This is a genomic window from Marinobacter sp. LA51 (assembly GCF_030297175.1).
GTDB classification, from domain to species: domain Bacteria; phylum Pseudomonadota; class Gammaproteobacteria; order Pseudomonadales; family Oleiphilaceae; genus Marinobacter; species Marinobacter apostichopi.
On sequence record NZ_AP028070.1, the window covers coordinates 3,220,088 to 3,245,160 of the forward strand.

The window sequence follows — 25,073 nt, forward strand, 5'->3', positions numbered from 1 at the left end:
TGTTATAGGAGTAACCGACAGTCTAACTCAAGTTTCAAACCCAATCATTGGGCTTTCCGCTAGGGCGCCGGTAAAAGCTGTGCAGCCATTCCAGCATATTGGCCTGATTGCAGCGCTGGCGAAAGCCATGACCTTCATCCTCAAACCAGTGCAACTCCGGAGGATTGCCAGCGGCTGTCATGGAGTCCACCATCGCCCGAGTCTGGGCAGGGACGACGACCGGGTCCAAACCACCCTGAAACAGGATGACAGGCATTCGGATCCTACTTGCATGGTGCAAAGGTGTACGAGCTTGCCAGCGTTCGGGATATTCGTCCGGATGTCCCAACAACCAATCCAGATACCCGGACTCAAAGCGGTGGGTCATATGCCTCAGCCGCAGTGGATCGGTCACACCGAATAGACTGGCACCTCTTTTAAAACAGTTGTCGTCCAGCAACGCCATCAGCGCGGTGTAACCGCCTGAACTTCGGCCCTGAATATACAACCGCCCCCCATCGGCATAGCCTTGGGCGACCAGGTATGCGGCCGCACGCCGCATGTCCTGCACATCAATTTCTCCCCAGCGACCGGCGAGAGCCTGCCGGAATTCTCGCCCAAAGCCGCTGCTACCCCGGTAGTTCACCTCAGCTACCGCAAAGCCCCGTTGGCACCAGTACTGAATCTGGGCGTTGTAGACCGGATATACCGCGGAGGTCGGCCCGCCATGGGCCATCAGGATCAAAGGCGGCGCGTCGGAAGCCGGACCGACCGGTAAGTACACAAAGCCCTGCACGGGAAACTCCGCAGAGGCCTGCGGCGGGATGATAAACGTTTCGGGAACAGCAACCTGCCGTCCGGGTATAGGGGGCTCACCGCCGGCTAAAACTCGAGTCTCGCAACTGTAGGGATCAACCTCGATGATGCTATCCAGCCGGCTGGCCGAGCGGGCAATGCAACACAAACGGCCATGCCGCCTGCTAAGACTCCGAAAGTCGCTGAACTCGCAAGCAACCCGGGTTTCACCGCCCGTCAGAGTGCTCAGCCACAGCTCGCCGGTACCGGCACGGTACTGAACCCGGGCCCAGTGACCGTCCGCCAGAACGCAGTGATGATGTTCACTGAGTTGCCAGGGAGCATTGGCGTGGTCCAGTTCCGGCGCCGAAAGCTCGTGCCAAATAACGTCACGCCCCTGGGCCTGCACCTGCCAGGGCTGCCACCAGCCGGCATGATCAGACAGCACCCACAGCGCGTCTCCGCTAAACAATGGCTGCTGGATGGAGCCCTCGGCAGGCGGCACGCAGCATCGCAGATTGCGCACGTTTCCCGCCCGATCAAGCTCCCCGATCCAGAGTTTGCTCTGATGCCAGGGCATGTCCGGTAGCTGCCAGCTAATCCAGGCGATACGCCAGCCATCCGGCGACAACGCGGGGGCGCCGTAAAAATCCTCACCCTCGTGCAGGCATTGCCAAACACCATTGTCACCAACCGCCACCAATTGTTGCGCGCCACTAGCCTCTCGAACTGCAAGCACCCGGTTTCGCGCAGGATCCGCCGTCAGCCCACCCCACTCACACTCAGGCTCATCCACCAATACCTTGGCCACTGCATCGTCCGGTTTAACCGAAATCAGCCTCTGCCTGTCGCTGACAACCACCACCCGATCATCCAATGCTGCCAGCGAACCACCGCCGTAACCATTGAGGCGACTGCCAAGTGCTCCTGTTTCCAGTAAGCGCCTACAGTCATCGGCTTCAGAGCAAACCATGAGCACCTTGCCATGGTGACCTGCCGGCTCTTCCAGCCAGAAAAGCCCGGCCTCGGAAGAGACCAATTCCATGCGCTGGGCATGACCGGCGCAAACCTCATAGGCGCTGAGCGGAGCCTCCGAAGATAACTCGGGCAGTCTGCGGGAGGTCTCAGCTACGGAAAAACAGTCGGGAGTTCTTAACATTGCGGTATACCAGATCGTCGAGCCCGGCCGTGGCATGGTCCGCGGCGCGGCGCGCCGCGAGAATTCGATCGTGATGAGCGGCTTTACTGCACACCGGATCGGCGTTATCGGCATTGCCGGTTAGCAGGTAGGCTTGGCAGCGACAGCCTCCAAAATCCTTGTCTTTCTCATCACAGGACCGACAGGGCTCAGGCATCCAGATATCACCCCTGTAATGATTGAACCCCGGGCTGTCGTACCAGATTTCCTTGAGGCTAGTACCTTGCACCTTCGGAAAATCAATCGGCAGCAGCCGGGCACTGTGACACGGTAATGCTGTGCCATCGGGTGCCACGGTCAAAAACAGGCTGCCCCATCCGTTCATGCAAGCCTTCGGCCGCTCTTCGTAGTAATCCGGGGTAACAAAAATCAGCTTCATTGCAGAGCTACTGGCCTGCAGCCGCTCCCGAGCTTCGTTCACCTCTGCCTCCGCCTTGGTTAACTGGGCAAGGGAAGGCATCAACCCCTCCCGGTTCCTGAATGCCCAGCCGTAGTACTGGCAGGTGGCTAACTCGACATAGTCCGCCCCCAGGCGTTCGCACAGATCGAGAATATCCTGCATCTGATGAATGTTGTGCCGGTGAATAACGAAGTTCAGCACCATCGGATAGCCGGCCGCTTTTACCGCTTCAGCCATAGCCAATTTCTGCTCAAACGCCTTGCGGGAGCCTGCCACAGCATTATTCAGCTCTGGATCAGATGCCTGAAAACTGATTTGGATGTGATCCAGGCCGGCCTTCGCAAAGGCATCGACCTTGGCGTCGGTCAGCCCCAGACCCGAGGTGATCAGATTGGTGTAGTAGCCCAGGTGCCGGGCCTCCGCAATCAGCTCCGGCAGATCCGATCGTACCAGCGGTTCTCCGCCGGAAAAGCCGAGCTGGGCAGCGCCCATCTCCCGGCCCTGACGCAGCACACTGAACCACTGCTCGGTGCTCAACTCCTGCTCGCTCCGGGCAAAGTCCAGGGGATTGGAACAGTACGGGCACTGCAACGGGCACCGGTAGGTTAGCTCCGCCAGCAACCACAACGGAGGGCCAACCTGAGTACTGGTACCGGTTCCGTTTGCGGCGGTCATAGCCATTCGATCCAGTGCCGCTGAACGGCATCTTTCAGGAAATCAAGAACATCGGCGCCGAGGTTGCTTTCGTCCGGAAACTTCAGCTCAAGCGAGGCCACAATGAGTTCCACGTTCCGTTGCCCATCCACCTTTTCGAGTATGGCGCCCGCACTGTCGTTGAGCTTTACCATACCCTCGGGATAGAGCAGCACATGACAATTCTGGACCGGCTCCCACTGGAACCGGAAGCCCCGGCGCAAACCGGGGATCCTGCTTGCAGCACCCTCGTTCACAGACCGCGATGCCATACCGCTTGGTCGGTTACGGTGTGAAACGGGGGCGTCTGGTGCAGGTAAGACATAGTCAGCGCATCCAACATAGACCATAAGATATCCAACTTGAACTGGAGAATTTCGAGGGCCCGGTTCTGCTGAACCCCAGTGACGAAGAAATCGAGGGTGATGGTCAGGCCGTGTTCCACGTCGCGACGGGCTTCCGACAGCCGCTTGCGGAAATAGCCATAGCCAGCAGGATCAATCCAGGGATAGTATTGCGGCCAGCTGGCCAACCGGGACTGGTGAATTTCCGGCGCAAACAGTTCGGTCAGTGACGAACATGCGGCTTCCTGCCAGCTGGCCTGGCGAGCAAAGTTGCGATAGGCATCTACTGCAAACCGTACCCCCGGTAAGACGTGGCGTTCGTCTATCACTTCTTCCCGGGTCAGCCCCACTGCCTCCGCCAAGTTGAGCCAGGCCTCGATACCACCGGCATCGCCATCGTGGCCGTCATGATCAAGAATCCGCTGCAACCACAGCCGACGCACCGAAGGATCTGGGCAGTTCGCCATGATGGCGGCGTCTTTCTGAGGAATCTGGATCTGGTAGTAGTACCGATTCGCCACCCAGCCGCGGATCTGCTCGGGCGTGCATTGCCCGGCATACATGGCTTTATGGTAGGGGTGGTGTATATGGTAAAACTGGCCCTTGGCGCGCAGGGCCTGCTCAAATTCAGACCGGCTCATTGCGGCAATGGTGTCAGCGTTCATAGCGGCCCCGACAAATCGATGTGCATCCCGTCCCAGGCGACCTCAATACCGTGCCGACTCAGTTCAGCACGCTCCGGCGAATCCTCGTCCAGAATCGGATTGGTGTTGTTGATGTGAATCAGGATCTTACGACTGGCCAGCATTGTACCCAGCACGTCAATCATGCCACCCGCGCCGCTTTGAGCCAGGTGCCCCATAGCCTGCCCAGTCTTGGTGCCGACCTCCTGGCGAATCATTTCATCGTCGTGCCAGACAGTACCGTCAACCAACAGAACATCGGCAATACGCATCCAGGCCAACAGGCGCTGATCCGGCTTACCAAGGCCCGGCGCGTAGAGCACCCGGGTGCCTGTGCGAGTGTCCCTCAGGAATAGGCCGATGTTGTCACCCGGATGAGGGTTGTCCCGTCTCGGCGAATAAGGCGGCGCGTTGCTCAGCAACGGAATCGCTGTGAGCTCAATCGAAGGCGCACAGGGAATGGTGAACGCCTGTTGCTCCGAGGCTTCAATGGATCGCCAGTTTAAGCCGCCGTTCCAGTGACCGAGCATGAGGAACAAGGGAAAGCCGGAGCTGAGGTCGTCATGAACCTGTCGGGTGCACCAGACATCGAGCGGCAGACCCTCGCGTAACGACAGCAAGCCGGTGGTGTGGTCAACTTGGCTGTCCATCAGAACAATGGCGTTGATGCCGGTGTCCCTGAGAGCGCGACCTGGCTGCATGGCAGGGAAAGCCGCCAGCTGGGCACGAATGTCTGGTGAGGCGTTGATGAGAATCCAGTGCTTACCATCCTCACTGATGGCAATAGAGGACTGGGTGCGGGCCTGCGCGTTCAGGGTACCGTTTCGGAACCCGGCACAGTTGCGACAATTACAGTTCCACTGGGGGAACCCTCCGCCTGCGGCGGAACCAAGCACTCGAACCTGCATGGGAAGTATCCACTGAGAGAAACACCGGCGCAATTGCGCCGGCCGGTTCTCACTCAGCGGTTGGCGAAGTACATAGTGACTTCAAAGCCGATCCGCAGGTCTTCGTAAGCGGGTTTAGTCCACATAATGCTCACCTCTTGTCATGATTGTTAGCGCATTGAGTGTGATCACCGGAGTGACCGACTACACGCTTTCAATGTAGCGACAGAGGCTTTAGGCCAACATGGTACTTTAGAACCGTTTTACTACACCACAAAGTAGCACCGTCCTGGCTCTGAGGTCGCATTGAGACCTGACACCCGCCCCGTAGCATGGAACAAGCAAAATAATAACTTTCAGGAGTTCCATGATGGCCAGGCGACTCGCACCCTTGCTGTTCCTTCTTTTACTGTTCCCGGGGGTGTCCGGGGCTGAACTTACCGATAGCCGACGCGACCTGATTCGCTCCCTGTTTCCCTCTGCTACTACCATTGAGGAGAAACTGTCCGATGTCCCCGTCTATCCGGTCTATCAATTGCAGGAGCTGCTGGGCTACGCCTACGAGTCCACCGATCTGAGTCGGCTTCAGGGGTTCGCCGGCAAACCTATCCGGATGATGATCGGACTGGACACCCAGGGTCGATTTACCGGAGTCGAAGTGCTGCATCATCACGAACCGGTCTTTCTCCACGGTCTCGGGGAAGAGCCCTTGTTTGAGTTTGTCGACCAGTATGAAGGTCGCTCCCTGCGGGAGCAGATCGTGGTGCAATCGTCATACGCCGGCAAGCAAGGTAAAACCTCGGACGGCGACGTGGTGTACTTCGACGGCGTCAGCAAGGCCACGGTATCCGTGCTCATCATCAACGACACCGTGCTGTCTTCTGCCCTTAAGGTTGCCCGCCAGAAGCTGGAAGCTTTTGCCCAGACTACCCCAACCCAGGCCAGGCCCGACTTCTTCGAACCTCTGGGATGGCAAGCGCTAATCGATCGGGGTTTTATTGGCCACGCACGTATCAGCGCAGACGACGTTGAACAGCAATTGGGCCGGCCGCTGTCCGACTATCCCGTCAACATGGAACCAACCCACGGTGCTGCCTTCTCCGAGTTATTCTTTGCCTATATGAATTCCCCCATGGTCGGACGCAACCTTCTGGGCAACGAGGGCTACAAGCGGCTCATGAGCCGCCTCGGCAGCAATGACCAGGTTCTTCTGGTGGCGTCCCACGGCGTCCATCCGCATGTTGGTGGTGATTTCACCCCGGGCAGCTCTCCGGATCGGATTGGACTAACCCAAAACAATCTTTCGGTGGAGATGCGGGATCTGAACTGGCTGGATCAGAACTTGGCACTCCAGACCGAGGGGGTGCCCCAGTTTGATGCCGTTAACCTGTTTCGGGTTGGCGGCAATGCTGGGTTCAACCCAGGGGCGGAAGCCAGCCTGAAGTTGCATGTCGAGTTGGCCCGAAACCATCTGGTGTCGGATTCCGCCAGCTTCAAACTACCCGTGCAATTTTCCGGCGACCTGTTCGAAACCGTAGAAATCGCTGAGACACCGGAATCCAGGCGGCAGCCGGTATGGATGGGACTCTGGCAGGAGCGCTGGTGGCAGATTGCACTTCTGGTCACCAGTCTGATCGTATTGACCGTTTTTTTCGCAAGACAGAAAACGCTCAGCCGGCACCCTGAACTGGTGCGCCAATTTCGCTGGGGCTTTCTGCTGTTCACGGTTTTCTTTATTGGGTTTTACGCCCAGGGCCAGCTATCAGTGGTGAATATCTACACCCTGCTGCTTGCCCTTTGGGACGGTTTCACTCTGGACGTTTTCCTGCTCGACCCGGTCATTTTCATTCTCTGGACCTATACCTTCGTTACGTTGTTCGTCTGGGGCCGAGGCTTGTTTTGCGGTTGGCTTTGCCCGTTCGGTGCATTGCAAGAAATGGCCGCGTGGTTGGGTCAGAAACTTCGTTTTCGCCAGATTCGCGTGCCGGAACGGTGGCACCGGCGCCTGATTTTAATCAAATACCCTATCCTTCTGGGATTGGTAGGCACGGCCTTCTTCTCGCTGACCCTGGCCGAACAGCTGGCAGAGGTAGAACCGTTCAAAACCAGTATCACGTTGGTTTTCTGGCGGTACTGGCCATTTGTCGCCTATGCCGTTGGCCTGCTGATGATCGGCATGTTTATACACAAATTTTATTGTCGCTACCTGTGCCCGCTCGGCGCTGGCCTGGCTGTGCTGGGCCGATTCCGGCTGTTCAGTTGGCTAGACCGAATCGACCGCTGTGGTTCGCCGTGCCAGCACTGCAAAAACGAATGCGGCATCAATGCCATTCGCAAAGATGGCCAGATAGACTACGACGAGTGCATTCAGTGCCTCGAGTGTGTGGTAATCCTTCGCGACGAGACTCAATGCGTAGACAGCATCGTTAGAGGGAAACAACAGCTCAGGCAACAGAAACAAGCCCAGATCCTGGCCACGGATGCTTCTGCCTGAGGCACAAAAAAGGCCCCGGGGAGGGGCCAAAAGAGGTCGGAGACCTGAGTGATTGGAGACCAGCCGCAGGCCAACCCTGGCCCGCAGCTTACAGCTTGCTGGTTAGAAAAAACCCAGCGGGTTGGTGTCATAGCTGACCAGAAGGTTCTTGGTCTGCTGGTAGTGCTCAAGTGCCATCTTGTGAGTTTCACGGCCCACACCGGACTTCTTGTAGCCACCAAAGGCCGCATGCGCGGGATAAGCGTGGTAGCAGTTCATCCACACCCGACCGGCCTGAATAGCTCGGCCCATGCGATATGCCAGGTTGGTATCGCGGGTCCAGACACCGGCCCCTAAACCAAACTCGGTGTCGTTGGCGATAGCCAGAGCTTCTTCTTCGGTCTTAAAGGTGGTCACACCAACCACCGGCCCGAAGATTTCCTCCTGGAATACCCGCATCTTGTTGTCGCCCTTGAACAGCGTTGGCTGGATATAGAAGCCGTCGTTGAACTCAACGCCCAAGTCTTCCCTGCCACCGCCGGTCAGCAACTCCGCGCCTTCCTGCTTGCCTATTTCCAAATAAGACAGAATCTTGTCGAACTGCTCTTTGGATGCCTGAGCACCAACCTGCACGTCGGTATCGAGCGGGTTGCCACGCTTAATAGCCTTGGTGCGCTCAACCACTTTCTGCATGAACGCCTCATACATGTCTTCCTGAACCAGCGCCCGAGACGGGCAGGTGCAGACTTCACCCTGGTTGAAGAAAGCCAGCACCAGCCCCTCGACACACTTGTCGACGAACTCCGGCTCAGCCTGCATGACGTCAGAGAAGTAGATGTTCGGTGATTTACCACCCAGTTCAACGGTGGACGGAATGATGTTTTCCGCCGCGCATTTCAGAATGTGCGAGCCGACTGGCGTGGAGCCGGTAAAAGCAATCTTGGCAATACGCTTACTCGTGGCCAGTGCCTGGCCCGCCTCGATACCGTAGCCATTCACGATATTGAGCACACCCGGCGGCAGCAGGTCACCGATGACCTCCATCAGCAACAAAATGCTGGCCGGTGTTTGTTCGGCCGGCTTGAGCACGGTGCAATTGCCCGCTGCTAGACAAGGCCCAAGCTTCCAGGCTGCCATCAGCAACGGGAAGTTCCAGGGAATGATCTGCCCCACCACACCCAGCGGCTCGTGGAAATGGTAGGCCACGGTATTGTGATCAATCTCCCCCATGTGACCTTCCTGTGCGCGGAGGCATCCGGCGAAATACCGGAAGTGGTCCGCGGCAAGCGGGATGTCAGCGTTTAAGGTTTCACGCACCGCCTTGCCGTTGTCCCAGGTTTCCGCAACTGCCAGCATTTCCAGGTTGGCTTCGATGCGATCGGCAATCTTCAGCAGGATATTCGAACGCTCAGTGGGTGATGTCTTGCCCCAGGCCGGCGCTGCCTTGTGGGCGGCATCGAGTGCCAGTTCAATATCTTCGGCAGTCGAGCGAGGAATCTCGCAGATCACGTCGCCGGTCACGGGTGTGATGTTTTCAAAATACTGGCCCTTGGTGGGCTCGACCCATTCGCCACCAATGTAATTCTGGTAGCGGGATTTGAATGTAACGACAGAGCCTTCCTGTCCGGGTTGTGCGTAGATCATGGCATCGACCTCTTGTTGTGTTTGTCGCAGGACAACGCGGAATTTCGCGTGTACCCATCCAATGTAGTTGCCGATGCCGGGTGGGTGAATGATTCAATAGGGGCGAAAAACTCATTCCTTGGTAGTAGAAACCTCAGCCGCCGTTCTTTGCACGCGGCGTCAGATCCTCAACGAAAAAAGGCTGCCCGAAGGCAGCCATAAACTCTCAACTTGGTCAGCTTACTTTGACGCCACACGATCCTTCGGTAGCTTGAAGGTCCAGACCATACCGCCCTGGTTGAAGTCCTTCACCACCTTGGCAACTTCGCCACCCCAGAGCGGGACCGCCCCGCCCCAGCCGGAAGAAACCGAGACGTACTGCTCTCCATCCATAGTCCAGGTAACAGGAGTACCCACCACACCTGAACCAGTATTGAAGCGATACAGCTCTTCACCGGTCTTGGCGTCGAAAGCCTTGAGGAAACCTTCCGGCGTACCTGTGAACACAAGGTTGCCAGCCGTGGTCATCACGCCACCCCATAGAGGGGCAGGATTCTCATAGCGCCAGACTTCCTCACCGGTTTTCGGGTCCATGGCCCGAAGCACACCAATATACTCGTCATTGGCCGGCTTGATGGTAAATCCGGCGCCCAGGAAAGCCGCGCCCTTTTTATAGGAGACCGGCTCATTCCAGATGTCCATGGACCACTCGTTCGAGGGCACATAAAACAGGCCGGTGTCCTGGCTGAACGCCATGGGCATCCAGTTCTTGCCCCCCAGGAAAGCGGGCTGCGCCAGAACCGTCTCGCCTTTGCTGCCTTCCATGTCGGCAGGATTACCAGGACGACCACCCTCAGCATAGATCGGGCGACCGGTTTCCGGATCCAGTCCTTCAGCCCAGGTGATCTTGTCCACAAACGGGAAGCCACGAATGAAGTCGCCATTCTCACGATTCAGCACGTAGAAGAACCCGTTGCGGTCCGCCGTCGCAGCCGCTTTAACGGTTTTGCCGCTCTCTTCATAATCGAAGGAGATCAGTTCGTTGACACCGTCATAATCCCAGCCATCGTTCGGGGTTGTCTGGAAGTGCCACTTGATGCTGCCGTCGTCTGGATCGATTGCCAGACGGGATGATGAGAACAGATTGTCGCCGGGGCGCAGGTGCGAGTTCCAGGGTGCCGGGTTGCCAGTACCGAAAAACAAGGAGTCGGTATCCGGATCATAAGTGCCGCCCAGCCAGGTCGCTGCGCCACCATTCTTCCACATCTCACCGGGCCAGGTAACACCAGCCTTGCCGCCCGATATACCGTTCTCAATCTTCTTGCCGTCTTTGTAGACATAGCCCATATGGCCTTCTACCGTCGGACGGGTCCAGACCAGATCACCGGTGTTGGCGTCGTACGCTTCGACCTTGCCGACAATACCGAATTCACCACCGGAAACACCGGTGATAATTTTACCCTTGATAACCATGGGTGCGGCGGTGATGGCGTAGCCGGCTTGGTAATCGGCCACCTTCTTGATCCACATCGGCTTACCAGTGTCCTTGTTCAGAGCGACCAGCTTGGCATCCAGGGTGCCGAAAATAACCTTGTCGCCATATATGGCGGCGCCTCGGTTAACCACGTCGCAACAGGGCATGATGCCGTCCGGCAGGCGGGCGTCGTACTGCCAGATTTCCTGGCCAGTTCTGACATCAATAGCATAGATTCGGGAATAGGAAGCGGTCACGTACATGACGCCGTCCTTGAGCAGCGGCTGGGACTCCTGGCCACGCATTTTTTCGCTGCCAAAGGAAAAAGCCCAGACTGGCTGTAGATACTGGACATTGTCAGTATTCAGATCCTCAAGGATGCTGTAGCGCTGTCCCTGAGTACCCATACCGTAGCTGACAATATCCTCAGGGGTCTTGTGGTCGTTGATGATGTCTTGGTCAGTTACCGCATGGGCTCCGCAGGAAACAGCCATGGCCAGGGCGCTGGCCGCAATGCGAATCCCGAACTTGTTGGTTCTCATGATTGCGCTCTCCAAGTCTCTTGTTTTACGTTATCTTGCGTTCGAGTGAGGGCGAACCGGGAACTTTTCCCGCCTCTGATACGATTCTTCGCTTTGTGGAAAAAGCCAACAATTGCCCCCCGGAACAGGTTTTCTCATCACTTGGTAGTACGACTACCCCAGATTTTCTGGCCGGGGCGCATTGCCAGAACGATCAGAGCTCCCCTTCGGCCTTGGCGATAGCCTGTTCATCCAAAAAATCCCTGTAATAGCCCGGCACGCTGTATAGAATATCGTTTCTGGCCATCAGCTCGTTCATTTGCCCGGTTTTCACCAACCGGTCGACGATGGCCTCAAGGGCATAACCCAGTTGGCGATGGGTGTGTTTGATCGCCATACCGACGTCCCAGACTTGCTTACCAATACCCGGAAAGCCATTACCGGCGGCCTTGAACCCATCGTTCTCAGGCCTGGCCAGTTCGTGATCAATCTCCGACCGCATGCCCATGACGGCACTGACCTCACCATTGCGCATTGCCTTGAATGCGTCCGCCACGTTGGTGTAATGCCGCACCTGCTCACGCATGCGTCCGCCGAATGCGGAGGTCAGGTAAAAATCAGGAAGCGTGTCTATCTCTACGCCGATCCGGTTGTATTGGAAGACCGCAACAGTTTCGACGGAGTCGAGCTCTTCAGGGTTATAGGCGATCTGCCAGGTTTCCTGCTGATAGGGGCCGAACAGCACCACCTGCTCGTTGATGTACTCGCCGGTGGAATCCTGCATATAGGCGTATGTCTTGTCGTAGGGCACCCGCAGCATGACATCCGCGAGACGCTGTTTGGCCAGGTAGTGCCCTTTCCAGACGTTATTGCGCAGATCGTCCCCCAGGTTTTCATCTGGGATTATCCAGTGCACTTTGAACTCAACGCCCATTTCCTCGGCAATCCGACGGCCGAGCTCAATGTCGATGCCCCTGGGCTCACCATCAAACTCATAGGAATAGGGCGGGAAATCCTCGTAGACGCCGACCTTCAAATAGCCGGAATCCAGAATAATGTCGTAGGTGCGCTCCGCCGGCCGGTTAAGGAGTTCGTTTCCATCGTTAACCTCCGCGGCCAAGGCAAACTCGGCGAGAAGCAGCAGGGCGAGAATTGGGAATAGTAATTTCATTGTGCTCTCCCAACGACGAAGGGCCGGCACACGGCCGACCCGGATTCAAGCACTCTTGTTGATGCAGGCATCGATGATCACTCCGGCTTGGCCAGAGATTCCACATAGGTGCGAATCGCCCACATGGCGTTCTGGTCCATGCTCTTCTTCCAGGAAGGCATGCCACGGTCCGTGCCGTTCATCACCCGGCCAATGTAGTACTCATCATCCCATTCGGTCAGTTCCCGAAGATCGGGTGTGAGGCCGCCGGACATTGCCCGGATCCCATGGCAGGCGGCACAGTTGCCGGCGTAGGCGCTCTCGCCAATTTTTGCAGCCTGAGCGTTGAACTCGTCGAATTCATTGCCCTCACGGAACGGATTCTCGCTGCGCACCTCATCGCCCAGCTCCGGCAGATTGCCCGTATCCACGTCCTGTGGTGTGACATTGCCGTGCGCAATAGCGAAACCCGCCAGGCCAAGCGTGGCGGCAGCCACGATTGCTTTGAGTGAAAAGGACATTGCCATTGGTCTTACCTCTATTATTGGATTCCTCGTGGTTGGCTATTGGATTTGTCAGTTGCCAACGTGCCGATTTCCAGTTTAGGAATCTCCTTGTCCAATCCGTATGCCACTTTGGGGGTTTTGGCTTAGTTCCTTGGTAGTAGATTTTTGGTCTTTGGAAGGAAACTTCATCCTTTGGTACTGCTTGATTCCTACTTTCTGAATATTTCCGGGCACCCCCCCCTTCCATAAGCTGTACAGACAGAAACAAACTGGAGAACCCCATGTCTTTTCTGTCCCGGGCAGCGGCTACTGCACTGATCACACTGGCGGCGGCAACACCGCTACAAGCGGAATCCATGAAAGTGCGGATCGGCTACCTCCAGTGGGTTCCGGATCAGGGACCAGCGCTCTCCAATGTCATTCCTGAGCCGGAAGACGCCGGTCTGCGGGGCGCCGAACTGGGCATCAACGACAACAGCACCACCGGAAAATTCCTCGGGCAAACCTATTCGATGCAGAGCGAAGTGGCCGATTCGGAATCAGCTGCTGAGGCAGCATTCGAGGCCATGCGTCAGGATGGACTGGAGCTGTTTGTGGTGAATGCGCCCTCCTCGACACTGAAAACCCTCACCGAGAAGGCCGGTGGCGAAGCCCTTATCTTCAATGCAGGGGCAAAAGACGATGCACTGCGCACTGGCCGGTGCCACGTCAATCTCCTGCACACTATGCCCAGTTATTCCATGCTCACCGATGCCCTCGGTCAATGGCTGAATCAGCGGCGTTGGGATGAGGTGTTTCTAATTGCGGGGCCAACCGAAGCCGACAAGGACTGGGCAGATGCCTTCCGCCGCTCTGCCAAGCGCTTCGGGCTGGAGATTGTCGAAGACAAGCTCTGGACCTTTGACGCCGACCTGCGCCGCACTGCCTCCAAGGAACTGCCGCTGTTTACCCAGGCCAGTGATTACGACGCGGTAGTCGTTGCTGATGTTCGAGGGGATTTTGGCGAGTATGTACCGTTCAACACTTGGCTACCCCGTCCCGTGGTGGGCACCCAGGGCATGACCCCTGTTACCTGGCACCGAGTGGTGGAAAGCTGGGGGGCAGCGCAACTCCAAAACCGTTTTCGTGAGTTGGCTGACCGGGATATGAACAGCGAAGACTACGCGGCGTGGGCCGCCATTCGTTCGATCGGCACAGCGGTGACCGATCTGAATTCAGCCAGCCCCACTGACATCCGGGCTTTCCTGTTCAGCGACAAGTTCCAACTGGCCGCCTTCAAGGGCCGAAAGCTTACCTTCCGGAGCTGGAATGGACAGCTGAGACAGCCCATCCCCTTAATTCACCCCAGAGGCCTGGTGGCACGCGCACCGTTCGAGGGCTTTCTCCACCCCAACACAGAAATGGATACCCTTGGCTTTGACAGGCCTGAAAGTGAATGTCAGATAAACGGCTGAACAAAGTCGCCCAATCGAAGAAAACAAGAAGGAGCCTCACCATGAAAACCCTGTTCAAACGGACCGCACTGGCCGTCATGATTGCCCTGTCGACGCCGGCACTGGCCAGCGTGGCCTACGTGTCCAACGAAAAGGACAACACTCTATCGGTTATCGATACCGAAACCCGGGAGGTTATTGAAACCATCAATGTTGGTCAGCGCCCTCGGGGCATTCTGCTGTCCAAGGACCATACCAAGCTGTATATCTGCGCCAGTGACGACGACACCGTGCAGGTTCTGGATCTGGCAACTCGGAAGATCATCGACACCCTGCCCTCGGGTGAAGACCCGGAGCAATTCGCCCTTCACCCCAACAACAAACACCTTTACATCGCCAACGAAGACGACGCCATCGTGACCGTAGTTGATGTCGACACCAAGGACGTGCTGGCCCAGATTGACGTAGGCATCGAGCCCGAGGGTATGGCGGTCAGCCCCGATGGCAAATGGGCGGTAAATACCTCCGAAACCACCAGCATGCTGCACTGGATCAACACCGAGACCTTCGAGATCGAAAAGAACATTGTGGTCGGCCAGCGCCCACGCCATGTGGAGTTCAGCAAGGACAGCAAGATCGCCTGGGCCTCGGCAGAAATCGGCGGCACTGTTCACATCATCGACGTGGACAATCTGGAGCAGATCCACGAGATGTCCTTCAAGGTGCCCGGCGTGAATCAGGATCGGGTTCAGCCGGTGGGCATTGAACTGACTTCCGATGGAAGATACGCCTTCGTGGCTCTCGGCCCCTCCAATCACGTGGCCGTAGTCGACGCCCAGAGTTATGAAGTACTGGACTATCTGCTGGTCGGCGCCCGAGTCTGGCAGCTAGATCTCGACAAGGACGAACAACACCTTTACACCACCAATGGGGTCTCCGGCGATGTCTCGGTGATCGATGTGGACGCGCTGAAAGTACTCAGATCCATCAAGGTAGGCCGCTACCCCTGGGGTGTGGTTATCGATCCGACGTCATGACCATCGAAGCGAGTAACCTCAGCTTTCGCTATGGCGAAAAGCCGGTGCTCCGGGAGGTCAGCTTTACGCTGACCTCTGGCCGCTTTCACGCACTGCTTGGGCCCAACGGCGCCGGCAAATCCACTTTATTTGGTTTGCTTACGCGCCTGTTGGCCTTGCAGCAGGGCGATATTCTGCTGACCGGACAGTCACTCAAAAAACAGCCCGCTGAGGCCATGCGGCAGATTGGCGTAGTATTCCAGCAGAATGCCCTCGATCTGGATCTGACTGTACGCCAGAACCTTCAATACCATGCAGCGCTGCACGGGTTGTCCCGCAAGGACGCCAGGATTCGGGGTGACCGGGAGCTGGAACGCTTCAACCTGCTCGATCGCGCCAACAATGCGGTCCGCCACCTTAACGGCGGCCACCGCCGGCGGGTGGAAATTGCCCGCGCTCTGCTTCACGAACCCTCACTGCTGTTGCTCGACGAACCAACCGTGGGTCTGGACGTTGCAAGCCGCAAGGCGCTCAACGAGTACGTACGTACCATGTGCGAAAAAGAAGGCCTGACCGCCTTATGGGCCACGCACCTGATCGAAGAGGTCCGCGGAGACGACCGGATTCTGGTCCTACACCGAGGCCAATTACTGGCCGACGACAACGGCCACGCCATCTGCGAAGCCGAAGGCAATCAGGATCTGACTGAAACCTTCCATTCTCTGACCGGAGCTGGCTGATATGAACGCAGCGCACTACTGGCACTGTTTTGTCGGCATCCAGACCCGTGAATGGCTGAGGTTCTGGCAGCAACGCACCCGATTTGCCAGCGCCCTGGTGCGGCCATTGCTTTGGCTAGTAGTGTTCGCCGCCGGTTTCCGGGCGGTGCTGGGAGTATCCATCATCCCCCCTTACGACACCTACATTACCTACGAGACCTACATTGGCCCCGGACTGTGCGGCATGATCATCCTGTTCAACAGCATGCAGGGCGCCTTATCCATGGTGTACGACCGAGAGCTGGGCAGTATGCGGGTGCTGCTAATGAGCCCCCTGCCCCGACCTTTCCTGCTAGTGACCAAACTGCTGGCCATGGGCGTGGTGTCCATCGGCCAAGTGTATGTGTTCCTGCTGCTGGCATTGATGGTGGATGTGGAGCCTCCGATGGTGGGCTACCTGGCGGTGTTGCCAGCATTGATTCTTACCAGCCTGATGCTGGGCGCTTTGGGATTGCTCATTGCCACCTGGATCAAGCAACTGGAGAACTTCGCCGGGGTGATGAACTTCGTTATCTTTCCGATGTTCTTCATGTCCTCGGCGCTGTATCCGCTCTGGCGCATGAACGAAGCCAGTCCCTGGCTGTACTGGATCTGTCAGTTCAATCCCTTCACCCATGCGGTGGAGGCAATTCGGTTCTCACTGTATCTGGAGTGGAATCCATTAGCGTATGGGATCACTGCGGGTGTAACTGTAGTTCTGGCGATTCTGGCCACCGCCGGCTTCCGGCCACAGCGAACCAAGATCCTCGGCACGTCCAAGCCTGCTTGATCCGGTGAACGGCAGTCAGCGAGATAGGCTGTCCAGACTCCGGAGCTTCCCGAGGAGCTCATCAATCAAACCCGACTCTTCGACTACATCATCCCACTGTAAACGGGCCGGTTTACCATCCAGATACCAAAGGCGGTTTGCCAATATCTCTGCATCCCCACCATCATGGGTAACACAGATCATCGCCATATCCGGATGCGAATCCAGAAGCCCGACTATCAACGCCTTGAGCTCACCGGACATTACTGGATCCAGAGATGCAAACGGCTCGTCCAGTAGCAGCAGGTCCGGTTTTACAGCCAGACATCGTGCCATGGCCGCCCTTCTGGCCATGCCCAGGGAGAGCTGGTCAGGCAAGTAGTGGCCGTAACCGGACAAACCTACCTGTATCAATAAGCTCTCAGCCTCCTGGTCACTGGCACCAACCAGCCTCAGATTCGAATCCAGACTCCGCCACGGCAGCAGACGATGTTCCTGAAACAGGTAGCCCACCCGGAGTTTATCGCGACCGACAACCGACTCCTTTGGAACCGACTTATCGAGACCAACAATCGCGTTCAGCAACGTGGTCTTGCCAATACCTGAGGGGCCCAGCAGGCAGATGCGGTCGCCTCGTTCGATGGTCGCAAAAACCTCCCCAAGCACCGGCTGGCCAAAATCTCGGCCTGCGATTTTGAGCTCAAGCATGGGCAGCCTCCGGCTGACGCCAGCGGCTGGATCGACGCTCCAGAGGTTGCAGGATAGCCAGCTCGATGAATTGGACAACGCCAATAAATGCCAGGCTGTAAGCGAGAATGGTGGCCACGTCGAAAACCTGAAAAGCCATGTGCAGCTGAAAACCAACGCCGCTGGAGCGGCCAAGTAGCTCCACCACCAGGACGATTTTCCAGATCAGGGCAAGGCCGCCTCTGGTGGCTGCCATAACGTAAGGAAACAGCTGTGGCATCCAAACTTCACGCAACCGTTGCCACCGGGTGAACTCGTAGACCGTGGCCATTTCTTCTAGCCGATAGTCGAAGCTGCGCGCGCCTTCCCGAACCGTGACCGCAACGTTTGGCACTTTGTTGAGCACCACAGCCATCACGGCGGCCACTTCCACCAGGCCAAACCAAACATACATGAGGATGATGCTGACCAAGGCCGGTAGGTTCAGAAAAAGCACCAGCAAGGGATCCAACAGGGCATTAGTGGTTTGTGAGCGTCCCATGACGATGCCGATGGCGCTGCCAATCGCCATGGCCAGAATAAAGGCGACTACCACACGCCCAAGGGTTGCGCCCAAATGGTGCCAGAGATCTCCCGAAGCAGCCTCCCGAACCAGGGTATCCAGAACACTCGGGGGCGTTGGCAGAAGGGGCGATTGAAGCAACCAGGCAATCAGCCCCCAGAGCAGAACAAACGAGGGCAAAACTATCCAATAGCTCCACAGGGGCGGCCGACCGGAACGGCCTTTCACCGCAGTCTCCGGTAAAACAGATCAACCGGCATAAGGTTACCTGACTCGGCGCCAGTTAGGGTCATCAAACGCTGCAGGTCAGCGATGCGCTGGTCTGTCTGCGGCGCTGGAGTACCGGCAACAAAGCCCTCTCGCAATGCTGAGAAAACACCGTCCTCCGGATTGTTCATCATAGGGCGCAAGCGCTGCCAAGGGGATTCACCTTCCGCCAGCTCAGCTTTCGCCTGATCCAGCGAAGCTGCGAAACCATCTACCAACAAGCCGTGGTCTTCCGCCCAGTTTGCGGGAAAAACATAGCCAAGCACCGGCAGATTGCGATCCAGGCCCAATTCAGTGAGTAAGGCCGCCATGGCGAACGCCGATCGCCAGCTGCCCTCACCTCGGAGGCGGGCCGCGAAATGCCAGTAGGTGACGATGACATCCACTTGCCCACGTTTGAGAGCGTGGCTTAACAAAGGCGGGGCTGCGAATTGAAGTTCGGCAGACTCTTCGAGGTCGATTCCCTGCCTCTGTGCGACCTTCTTAAGCAGTATCCAACCCTTGCTGCTCGGCCCGCCGGCAACGCCGATGCGTTTATCTACCAGATCCTCCACCGAACGGATCGTTGAGGTTTCAGCGACAACGATATCGCCGATCTGGGAGGAGAAAGGAACATAGAGGTAGGGCGTTCCGGCCTGGAATCGCGAATGAGCCCACAATAGGTCGGCCACAGCGCCGTTCACCGAGCCGCTGGTGACTGCCAGTCTGGAAGCCGGGAGGTTGGCAACCGGTTTCAACTCCAGCCGATAGCCATTCTTCTGGTCCAGTTCCCGATGCAGGATATGGTCAAGCTCCCAATGCGCAGTGCCGAATTGCAGCACGCTGATAGACAGCACGGGTAAGTCGGAAATCTTTTCTCGGCCATGAACACTGCCCGTGACAGCAAAGAGAATACATACCAAAGCTGTCGCTCCCTTTTTGATCCAGGGAGCAACACGACAGGGTCGTGAGACAGGCGTTATTGTTGATTGTAGGCTCATACGTCCACGATACGAAGCCCACGGCTCGGCAAGAATAGTACTTTGGTGCCTGTTTTTTGGTGCGATGGTCGCATTCAACGTGAGACCAAGATGGCGTGTAATGAAACCATCACAATAATAAACAGAGGATCGGAACCGACTCCGGCGATTCTCTGCACAGGAGGCCGCCATGCTGAACGAGCTCGATGCCGCACTGTCTTCCGAAAACCGTTATCATGATTCGGAAGCCATTCCCGATACTGAAAACAAACAGGTAGACCCATCCATGGAGCCGGCTTACAAGATTCTGATTGCCGACGACCACCCGTTGTTCCGCGAAGCCATCAGCAGCGTTATTGCCTCTGGCTTTGAAGGCAGCGAGATCATCGAAACTGACGATCTGGACAGTGCCCTGGACATCACCCGCAACAACGATGATCTCGACCTGATCCTGCTGGACTTGAACATGCCTGGGATGCATGGCCTGAATGGTTTGATTACGCTGCGCAATGAGGCGCCCAGTATTCCAGTGGTGATCGTGTCTGCGGAGGAAGATAAGCAGGTGGTGTTGCAAGCCATTACTTACGGCGCGATTGGCTTTATCACCAAGTCATCACCCCGGGCCCAGATGACCGATGCGATCCAGCAGATCCTCAACGGCAATGTCTACCTCCCCTCAGACATCATCCGCACGAGCAATGAAGGCCGCCAGCGGCGCAGTCGGAACGAGGACAACCCAGTTTCACCGGAACTCCTGAACTCTCTGACCCGCCGTCAGCTTTTGGTACTGGAAAGGATGTCTAAGGGAGAATCCAACAAGCAAATCGCCTATAACCTCAATATTGCCGAAACCACAGTTAAAGCGCACGTATCGGCGATCCTGCGCAAGCTCGGGGTTCACAACCGGGTTCAGGCCATTCTGTCCGCTAGCGATGTTGATTTCAGCCAGTACCTCAAACGCTAGGGTCTGTGGCGAAGGGCGGCCTGGTCGCCCCTCGCAATCCTTCCTATTGTAAGCCAGACATCACGCCTACATTCAGTTGTGCACCACATGGTGCACAACGCTGCGTAATTTTAACGGCTTCAAGGGCTTATTCATCAGCAGGTAACCTAGCGTCCGAATCCGTTGTTTCAGCTCATTGGAGTAATTGGCAGTAATCATCAACACCGGCGCTGGTGTACTGCGCCGCCGATTAATTTCGCCTACCACGTCGACACCGTTTTCGTCGTTGTCCAGGTGATAATCGGCCAGGATCAGCTCCACCTCCGTGGACTCGATGTCCAGTTGCCGCTCCAGGTCCTCGAGGGAAACCGCCGTCACCACCTGGCACTGCCACCCTTCGAGCAAAGTTTGCATGCCCTGGCAAATCGAGCGATCGTTGTCGATCACCCAAACACGGACTCCATCCAGGCCTGCATCCGGCAAAGAGGGTGCCGCGCTCGCAACCGCTCTCGACGGTTGCAGCTGCCCCAGGGGCACCCGAACGCTGAACACAGACCCCTTACCTTCGATCGAGGACACCCGTACCTCATGACCAAGCATCCGGGAAATCTTGTCCACGATGGCAAGCCCCAATCCCAAGCCTTTGTCTGCCTGGGCGCCACTCGGACTAATGCGTTTAAACTCTTGGAAAATTTCGGTGAGCTTGTCTTCCGGGATACCAGGCCCGGTATCCCAGACCTGCAGTAGGACATGATCTTTTTGCCGGCGGCAACCGAGTAGGATGCGCCCGGTGCGAGTGTAGCGAATAGCATTGGTCAAAAAATTTCGGAGAATACGAGCCAGTAACTGGGAGTCGGATTCCACCACTACCGAGCTGGGCACAAAATCCAGCCTCAGGCCCTCGGAAAGCGCCATCTGCCGAAATTCCCGGGCAATGTTGTTCAGCAAATCGCGCAGATCAAATGCCGTTACATCCGGTTTGATAACACCGGCATCCAATTTGGAAATATCCACCAGAGTGCCGAGTAGATTCTCCACATCGTCCAACGACGTGCTCACGGAACGTACCAATCCCTCAGCCTTCGGACCAAAGCTTTGCTCCAGTAGCGAACTGGTAAACAGCCGAGCGGCGTTCAGCGGTTGCAGCAGATCGTGACTGACCGCCGCCAGGAACTTGGTCTTGGACATATTCGCTCGTTCAGCTTCGAGCTTTGCGTCGCGCAATTTGTGATTCAGACTGGTTAGCGCCGCGGTGCGCGCGTTAACCCGACGCTCAAGATCATCATAAGCCTCCTCCAGCGCCAAGGCGGTCTTACGTCGATCCGTAATGTCACGGATCAGCACGAAGAAACCGATGATGTCGCCAAACTCGTCCAGATTGGGCACGTAAGAACGGAGCATGTAGCGCACCTCGCCCCTGCCATTGGTCTCTTCCAGCTCAAACGTTACATTGTGTCCGTCCATCACTTCCATGATCTGGGGCAGCAAGCGCTGGTAGAACTCAGGGCAGTGAATCTGGTCCAGGCGCTGCTCCAGAACCGGGAAGCCCCCTCTTCCGTACCAAGCCTCGTAGACCTTATTGCAGAACTGAACCCGCATATCGGCACCGACGTAAGCGATCAGCGCTGGCACGTGATCGGTGACCACACGGATCCAACGTTCGCTTTCTTCCAGTGCTTTGATCCGGCGCATCATTTCGCTGTTTTTAACGTCGGTGATATCGGAATAGAGCACCACCAAGCCACCCTCACGGGTGGCACGCTCGGTTACTTGAACCCAGCGTTGATTGGACAGCAGGAACACCGAGCCTTCTGGGTCGTCGTGGTCATGTTCTTCGACGATCAGACCGCTGGCCTCGGCACGAGTTTTGACCTCTTGAATGCTGGTACCCGGCTCCGGTGCCACGATCCCCGCATCTCGCCAATAACTACGGAAACGACTATTGCTCTGTATCAGTTGATGATGACGGTCGAACAGGACAAACCCATCGGCGATGCTTTCAATCGCATCGCTAAGCCGCTGGCGAGTGGTTTCGGCTTCTTCCCTGGCCCGATTGACGGCCGTGTGGCTGGACTTGAGCTCTTCCAAGGCATTATTCAAGGCATCGGTCCGCTCCCGGACCTGTTCCGCCAGAATCACGGAGTGCTCAAAGGCAGCGTAGGGCTCAGGTTTGTGGGCAGTACCGGACTCCACCCTCACAATCAGCGCGTCTCGAATCCTTCGAAGGCGCTGATTTTCTTCCTCCAGCGCCTCGATTTGGCGGTTTTTCATCTCGTCGGTCGACGTCTCGCCTGGGTCAGGAGTGGGCATCCGGTTGGCCAATCACCACCCCCGTAAACGTCTGATTGATGTGCATTCCGTCAAACTGCTCACCGTAGGTGTTAAACCCGATCACCCGATGGCGCCGCATAAACTCCGACACAGCAGCCACTTCCCCGGTTAATTCCGCTTCCAGACGGCGCAAGAAACAGTCGCACCCAATGGTAATCAAGGGCGTCCCAACCACCCGTTCGGAGGCCTCGATCTGATGTCGAACACTGTCAAGCAGGCTCTCCGGCTCCATAGCAGTCATCACGATCCCGGTCTCAACGGCGCAGTAGAATGTGAGGCTGCCATCAGGATTTACCCGTTGAATCGAGCGGACAAAGTAATGGCCGCCAATCTTTACGCCCAGCGGGCGCAAGGCAAAAATTTCCCGATCCAGATCTTCAACCCGAACCCCAACGACCCGAGCATACGCCTGGGCCGCTGGCTCGGCATTGAGTTCCTTTACTGTGCGACGCTCAGAACAGGCATCTGTCACGACCAACTTCTCACTGCGATCGACCATGTGATGGGTCGAGAACACCCGGAAATCGAGCGGCGTATTCACCAGCATCACGGTAGCCGCACCAGTATGGAACCGACCGTCATAAAACACGTGGGTATTGGCCAGGCGCTCGTCGTCGCCTGCTGAGCCACCAAATTGGGGAATGGTTCCCAGCGCCGAATTCAGGGTAGCCAGAACCAGCTCTTCCCGGCTGGACAGGCCATCAAGCAAGGTAATGGCAAAGGTGTTGCCCTTAACCGGCGCCAAACCGGCATCGCGACAGGTGGCCAACAAGCGGTTGATCACGCCTTGGGCATCTTGCAAGGAAAAGCGATCCAGCGATGAAATCAAGGCGCAGTCGATGGAGAAATGACGCTGATCAAAGCCAATGGCAGTAATGCAGCCGCGCCCATAACCCTCCGGTGTAATTTCGCCAGCCGAGGTGCAACCGCAAATGCGAACTCCCGGAAACGCAGCCTCAAGCGCGGGCCCAAGTTGTTTAAGTTCGTACTCCGCCGAACAGAAAAACAACACGCAGCCCAGGTTTTCGTGACTGAGTTGGGCAGCCAACCGGCTGGCCGCCAGTGCCGGGTTGTGCACGTTTACGCTGGCAGTCCGAACCGCTGACGGGACCGTCTCTGGGCTCATAGTCATCGGATCCATAGGTCGAAGTCTTTGATCCGATTCTACGGAATCCGGACAACCTGCCAATGCAACTTCCGTGCTTTTTATTGGCGCGCCGAAACTGTGGTAAGCCATTGATAAAATTACCCTCCTGATCGACTGCAGCTGACACTACCGGCTGTAGTGCGGGTAAAACGACACTTAAGTCGTACTCCGGCAGCCCCCCATAAGCCAACATCCGTTCCGGCCTTTGGAGAGCTGCGCCTGTGAGAGCCGATTCAAAACATCACGACCGCTCCCAGTGCCAGAGTATCGATATCGGCCGCATCAGCACCGGTGGACTTGGTGGATTGCTCGAACATGTTGTATTCCGCCACCAGCTTTAGGTTGCTGTTCACGCTGTGGAACACCGCCACCGAGGTATTTTCAGTCTCATAGTCGGCCTGATCGGAATCAGTCTCGCCATAGGACAGAACCAGGCGATTGGCACCAAGGGTATAGGAACCCTGAACCAGGAAACCATCGGCGTCCTCCTCGGAAATCGGCGCTGCCGTGTCACTGATCAGGACCGGCACGTCACCCTCAGAAGTGAACCCGGAGCCACTGAGCGAAAATCCGGCCGCTGACGCCCGTAGGCCATAGCCCAGCCCTGTCGAATCCACCGAACTGGTGTCGTTTTCAGACTTCTGGGAGCGACCATTGAGCCAGCCAGTCAAACTGACACCATTGAGATCAGCACTGTAGGTGACTTCAGCCTCAAGCCTGGGCGCCGATTGTTCAGAACCAGGCCCGGGCGTGGTATTGGCCGGCTCGAAAATTCCCACCGCCACGTTTAAGCCGCCCATGTCCGGAGATCGATAGGTAATTTGCGCCGAGGGATTGGGGTAAGGGTAACCGGTCCGGATGTTGCCGAACGACACCCCGGTTGCAGCACCCGGAGAACCAAAACCCATCAGGATCTCGTCCTGAAAGATGTTGGAGCGGGAATAAAGACCGAAGTCTTTACCAATCAGCACCTGACCAAAAGATCCGTCCACGGTGGCATACAGCTGACGCACATCGATGGCAGTATCTGTTGGCGACTGCAGGCTGTCATTGATCGTGCTCCAGAATGAAGAACGCCCCCCCAGTGTAAGCTCGCCCATTTCCTTGCTGAAGTTGAAGCCGATGGTGTTCGGCAGAAAGCCCATCTTCACGTCTGAATTGCGGGTATCCGCCAGCTTGTCATCCCGATTCACATAGAAGGCGTTGAAATAACCATCCACAGAAAAACTGGTGCCGTCTTCGTTATAAACTTCAATGGCTGCCTGGGCGCCAGCACTGGCTCCCAAGGCCACTGCCACGGCCAATGCCAGAGCTGATTTTCGGATATTGTTGTTGTTCATAATTCCCCCGGTTGTTGTTGGAAATCTGGGATCAGGGCCGCGAAGCTCTAGCCCCGGAGCGCGATCTGACGCCCGATTTCCATAGTCGGAGAAGCACAACCAAGGGGAAATAACACAAGGGAGTCGATTACCTGC

General features: G+C 56.8%; 22 protein-coding genes. 6 read left to right on the top strand and 16 right to left on the bottom strand.

Translation table 11 applies throughout. The features are described 5' to 3' along the window. Positions 1–34 precede the first annotated feature (34 nt). From QUE89_RS14930 to pqqA, 6 genes are read right to left on the bottom strand one after another with little or no spacing between them, the layout of a single operon-like run. Positions 35–1,933, bottom strand: coding sequence for a S9 family peptidase (locus QUE89_RS14930; protein WP_286220838.1), 1,899 nt, complete (start codon positions 1,931–1,933; stop codon positions 35–37). Continuing rightward, positions 1,899–3,053: a pyrroloquinoline quinone biosynthesis protein PqqE gene (pqqE, locus tag QUE89_RS14935; protein WP_434784077.1), complete on the bottom strand. Its 1,155-nt coding sequence runs from the start codon at positions 3,051–3,053 to the stop codon at positions 1,899–1,901. The genes QUE89_RS14930 and pqqE overlap by 35 nt, the downstream gene beginning before the upstream one ends. After that, positions 3,044–3,322: a pyrroloquinoline quinone biosynthesis peptide chaperone PqqD gene (gene pqqD / locus QUE89_RS14940; protein WP_286222913.1), complete on the bottom strand. Its 279-nt coding sequence runs from the start codon at positions 3,320–3,322 to the stop codon at positions 3,044–3,046. The genes pqqE and pqqD overlap by 10 nt, the downstream gene beginning before the upstream one ends. Next, positions 3,319–4,074 (bottom strand): pyrroloquinoline-quinone synthase PqqC, encoded by a 756-nt coding sequence (gene pqqC, locus QUE89_RS14945; RefSeq protein ID WP_286220840.1) that lies wholly within the window; start codon positions 4,072–4,074, stop codon positions 3,319–3,321. Before pqqC ends, pqqD begins: the two co-directional genes overlap by 4 nt. Beyond that, positions 4,071–5,000, bottom strand: a complete 930-nt coding sequence (gene pqqB / locus QUE89_RS14950; protein ID WP_286220841.1) for a pyrroloquinoline quinone biosynthesis protein PqqB — start codon at positions 4,998–5,000, stop codon at positions 4,071–4,073. Before pqqB ends, pqqC begins: the two co-directional genes overlap by 4 nt. A gap of 53 nt (positions 5,001–5,053) precedes the next feature. After that, positions 5,054–5,125, bottom strand: a complete 72-nt coding sequence (gene pqqA, locus QUE89_RS14955; RefSeq protein WP_007153157.1) for a pyrroloquinoline quinone precursor peptide PqqA — start codon at positions 5,123–5,125, stop codon at positions 5,054–5,056. A gap of 224 nt (positions 5,126–5,349) precedes the next feature. On the opposite strand from pqqA, the gene QUE89_RS14960 reads away from it, so the two are divergent. Further along, the gene (locus QUE89_RS14960; RefSeq protein ID WP_286222918.1) at positions 5,350–7,473 is read left to right on the top strand and encodes a NosR/NirI family protein; all 2,124 of its coding nucleotides are present in this window, start codon (positions 5,350–5,352) and stop codon (positions 7,471–7,473) included. Positions 7,474–7,575: 102 nt separating this feature from the next. Here the strand turns inward: QUE89_RS14960 and exaC are convergent, their stop codons facing one another. The 4 genes from exaC to pedF form a co-directional block, all read right to left on the bottom strand. After that, complete coding sequence (gene exaC, locus QUE89_RS14965; RefSeq protein ID WP_286220842.1) at positions 7,576–9,096, bottom strand: acetaldehyde dehydrogenase ExaC; 1,521 nt, start codon at positions 9,094–9,096, stop codon at positions 7,576–7,578. 219 nt (positions 9,097–9,315) lie between these two features. Next, the gene (locus QUE89_RS14970; RefSeq protein WP_286220843.1) at positions 9,316–11,091 is read right to left on the bottom strand and encodes a PQQ-dependent methanol/ethanol family dehydrogenase; all 1,776 of its coding nucleotides are present in this window, start codon (positions 11,089–11,091) and stop codon (positions 9,316–9,318) included. 193 nt (positions 11,092–11,284) lie between these two features. Beyond that, a complete protein-coding gene (locus tag QUE89_RS14975) occupies positions 11,285–12,241 on the bottom strand; it encodes a substrate-binding periplasmic protein (RefSeq protein WP_286220844.1) in 957 nt (318 codons plus the stop codon). A 77-nt stretch (positions 12,242–12,318) separates the two neighbouring features. Then, positions 12,319–12,747, bottom strand: a complete 429-nt coding sequence (gene pedF / locus QUE89_RS14980; protein ID WP_286220845.1) for a cytochrome c-550 PedF — start codon at positions 12,745–12,747, stop codon at positions 12,319–12,321. Between the two features lie 260 nt (positions 12,748–13,007). Between pedF and QUE89_RS14985 the strand changes: the two genes are divergently transcribed. Genes QUE89_RS14985 through QUE89_RS15000 form a run of 4 tightly spaced genes read left to right on the top strand, consistent with a single transcriptional unit; the run spans position 13,008 to position 16,723 of the window. Next, the gene (locus tag QUE89_RS14985) at positions 13,008–14,180 is read left to right on the top strand and encodes an ABC transporter substrate-binding protein (RefSeq protein WP_286220846.1); all 1,173 of its coding nucleotides are present in this window, start codon (positions 13,008–13,010) and stop codon (positions 14,178–14,180) included. A gap of 41 nt (positions 14,181–14,221) precedes the next feature. Then, positions 14,222–15,196 (top strand): YVTN family beta-propeller repeat protein, encoded by a 975-nt coding sequence (locus tag QUE89_RS14990; protein WP_286220847.1) that lies wholly within the window; start codon positions 14,222–14,224, stop codon positions 15,194–15,196. Continuing rightward, positions 15,193–15,915: an ATP-binding cassette domain-containing protein gene (locus QUE89_RS14995; protein WP_286220848.1), complete on the top strand. Its 723-nt coding sequence runs from the start codon at positions 15,193–15,195 to the stop codon at positions 15,913–15,915. The genes QUE89_RS14990 and QUE89_RS14995 overlap by 4 nt, the downstream gene beginning before the upstream one ends. Before the next feature lies 1 nt (position 15,916). Further along, a complete protein-coding gene (locus tag QUE89_RS15000; protein WP_286220849.1) occupies positions 15,917–16,723 on the top strand; it encodes an ABC transporter permease in 807 nt (268 codons plus the stop codon). A gap of 15 nt (positions 16,724–16,738) precedes the next feature. Here QUE89_RS15000 and QUE89_RS15005 read toward each other — a convergent pair whose 3' ends face one another. From QUE89_RS15005 to QUE89_RS15015, 3 genes are read right to left on the bottom strand one after another with little or no spacing between them, the layout of a single operon-like run. Continuing rightward, positions 16,739–17,410: an ATP-binding cassette domain-containing protein gene (locus QUE89_RS15005; protein WP_286220850.1), complete on the bottom strand. Its 672-nt coding sequence runs from the start codon at positions 17,408–17,410 to the stop codon at positions 16,739–16,741. Further along, positions 17,403–18,179, bottom strand: a complete 777-nt coding sequence (locus QUE89_RS15010) for an ABC transporter permease (protein ID WP_286220851.1) — start codon at positions 18,177–18,179, stop codon at positions 17,403–17,405. The genes QUE89_RS15005 and QUE89_RS15010 overlap by 8 nt, the downstream gene beginning before the upstream one ends. Next, the gene (locus QUE89_RS15015) at positions 18,176–19,276 is read right to left on the bottom strand and encodes an ABC transporter substrate-binding protein (protein ID WP_286220852.1); all 1,101 of its coding nucleotides are present in this window, start codon (positions 19,274–19,276) and stop codon (positions 18,176–18,178) included. The genes QUE89_RS15010 and QUE89_RS15015 overlap by 4 nt, the downstream gene beginning before the upstream one ends. A gap of 187 nt (positions 19,277–19,463) precedes the next feature. Between QUE89_RS15015 and QUE89_RS15020 the strand changes: the two genes are divergently transcribed. Continuing rightward, positions 19,464–20,141, top strand: coding sequence for a response regulator (locus QUE89_RS15020; RefSeq protein ID WP_286222919.1), 678 nt, complete (start codon positions 19,464–19,466; stop codon positions 20,139–20,141). Positions 20,142–20,213: 72 nt separating this feature from the next. Here QUE89_RS15020 and QUE89_RS15025 read toward each other — a convergent pair whose 3' ends face one another. From QUE89_RS15025 to QUE89_RS15035, 3 genes are all read right to left on the bottom strand, one after another. Next, positions 20,214–22,430 carry a hybrid sensor histidine kinase/response regulator gene (locus QUE89_RS15025; protein WP_286220853.1) on the bottom strand — a complete coding sequence of 739 codons (2,217 nt, stop codon included), beginning with the start codon at positions 22,428–22,430 and terminating at the stop codon, positions 20,214–20,216. Then, positions 22,417–23,577, bottom strand: coding sequence for a nitric oxide-sensing protein NosP (gene nosP, locus QUE89_RS15030; RefSeq protein WP_434784078.1), 1,161 nt, complete (start codon positions 23,575–23,577; stop codon positions 22,417–22,419). The genes QUE89_RS15025 and nosP overlap by 14 nt, the downstream gene beginning before the upstream one ends. A 254-nt stretch (positions 23,578–23,831) precedes the next feature. Further along, complete coding sequence (locus QUE89_RS15035) at positions 23,832–24,938, bottom strand: porin (RefSeq protein ID WP_286220855.1); 1,107 nt, start codon at positions 24,936–24,938, stop codon at positions 23,832–23,834. Positions 24,939–25,073 lie beyond the last annotated feature (135 nt).

What these genes read in the sequence shown, in the direction of transcription:
- pedF (WP_286220845.1), bottom strand. Translation starts at nt 12,747, where the DNA reads ATGGCAATGTCCTTTTCACTCAAAGCAATCGTGGCTGCCGCCACGCTT.
- QUE89_RS14995 (WP_286220848.1), top strand. Translation starts at nt 15,193, where the DNA reads ATGACCATCGAAGCGAGTAACCTCAGCTTTCGCTATGGCGAAAAGCCG.
- pqqC (WP_286220840.1), bottom strand. Translation starts at nt 4,074, where the DNA reads ATGAACGCTGACACCATTGCCGCAATGAGCCGGTCTGAATTTGAGCAG.
- QUE89_RS14970 (WP_286220843.1), bottom strand. Translation starts at nt 11,091, where the DNA reads ATGAGAACCAACAAGTTCGGGATTCGCATTGCGGCCAGCGCCCTGGCC.
- QUE89_RS14990 (WP_286220847.1), top strand. Translation starts at nt 14,222, where the DNA reads ATGAAAACCCTGTTCAAACGGACCGCACTGGCCGTCATGATTGCCCTG.
- exaC (WP_286220842.1), bottom strand. Translation starts at nt 9,096, where the DNA reads ATGATCTACGCACAACCCGGACAGGAAGGCTCTGTCGTTACATTCAAA.
- nosP (WP_434784078.1), bottom strand. Translation starts at nt 23,577, where the DNA reads ATGAGCCCAGAGACGGTCCCGTCAGCGGTTCGGACTGCCAGCGTAAAC.
- QUE89_RS15025 (WP_286220853.1), bottom strand. Translation starts at nt 22,430, where the DNA reads ATGCCCACTCCTGACCCAGGCGAGACGTCGACCGACGAGATGAAAAAC.
- QUE89_RS14960 (WP_286222918.1), top strand. Translation starts at nt 5,350, where the DNA reads ATGGCCAGGCGACTCGCACCCTTGCTGTTCCTTCTTTTACTGTTCCCG.
- QUE89_RS14975 (WP_286220844.1), bottom strand. Translation starts at nt 12,241, where the DNA reads ATGAAATTACTATTCCCAATTCTCGCCCTGCTGCTTCTCGCCGAGTTT.
- QUE89_RS15020 (WP_286222919.1), top strand. Translation starts at nt 19,464, where the DNA reads ATGGAGCCGGCTTACAAGATTCTGATTGCCGACGACCACCCGTTGTTC.
- QUE89_RS15000 (WP_286220849.1), top strand. Translation starts at nt 15,917, where the DNA reads ATGAACGCAGCGCACTACTGGCACTGTTTTGTCGGCATCCAGACCCGT.
- QUE89_RS14985 (WP_286220846.1), top strand. Translation starts at nt 13,008, where the DNA reads ATGTCTTTTCTGTCCCGGGCAGCGGCTACTGCACTGATCACACTGGCG.
- pqqB (WP_286220841.1), bottom strand. Translation starts at nt 5,000, where the DNA reads ATGCAGGTTCGAGTGCTTGGTTCCGCCGCAGGCGGAGGGTTCCCCCAG.
- QUE89_RS14930 (WP_286220838.1), bottom strand. Translation starts at nt 1,933, where the DNA reads ATGTTAAGAACTCCCGACTGTTTTTCCGTAGCTGAGACCTCCCGCAGA.
- pqqE (WP_434784077.1), bottom strand. Translation starts at nt 3,053, where the DNA reads ATGGCTATGACCGCCGCAAACGGAACCGGTACCAGTACTCAGGTTGGC.
- QUE89_RS15005 (WP_286220850.1), bottom strand. Translation starts at nt 17,410, where the DNA reads ATGCTTGAGCTCAAAATCGCAGGCCGAGATTTTGGCCAGCCGGTGCTT.
- QUE89_RS15035 (WP_286220855.1), bottom strand. Translation starts at nt 24,938, where the DNA reads ATGAACAACAACAATATCCGAAAATCAGCTCTGGCATTGGCCGTGGCA.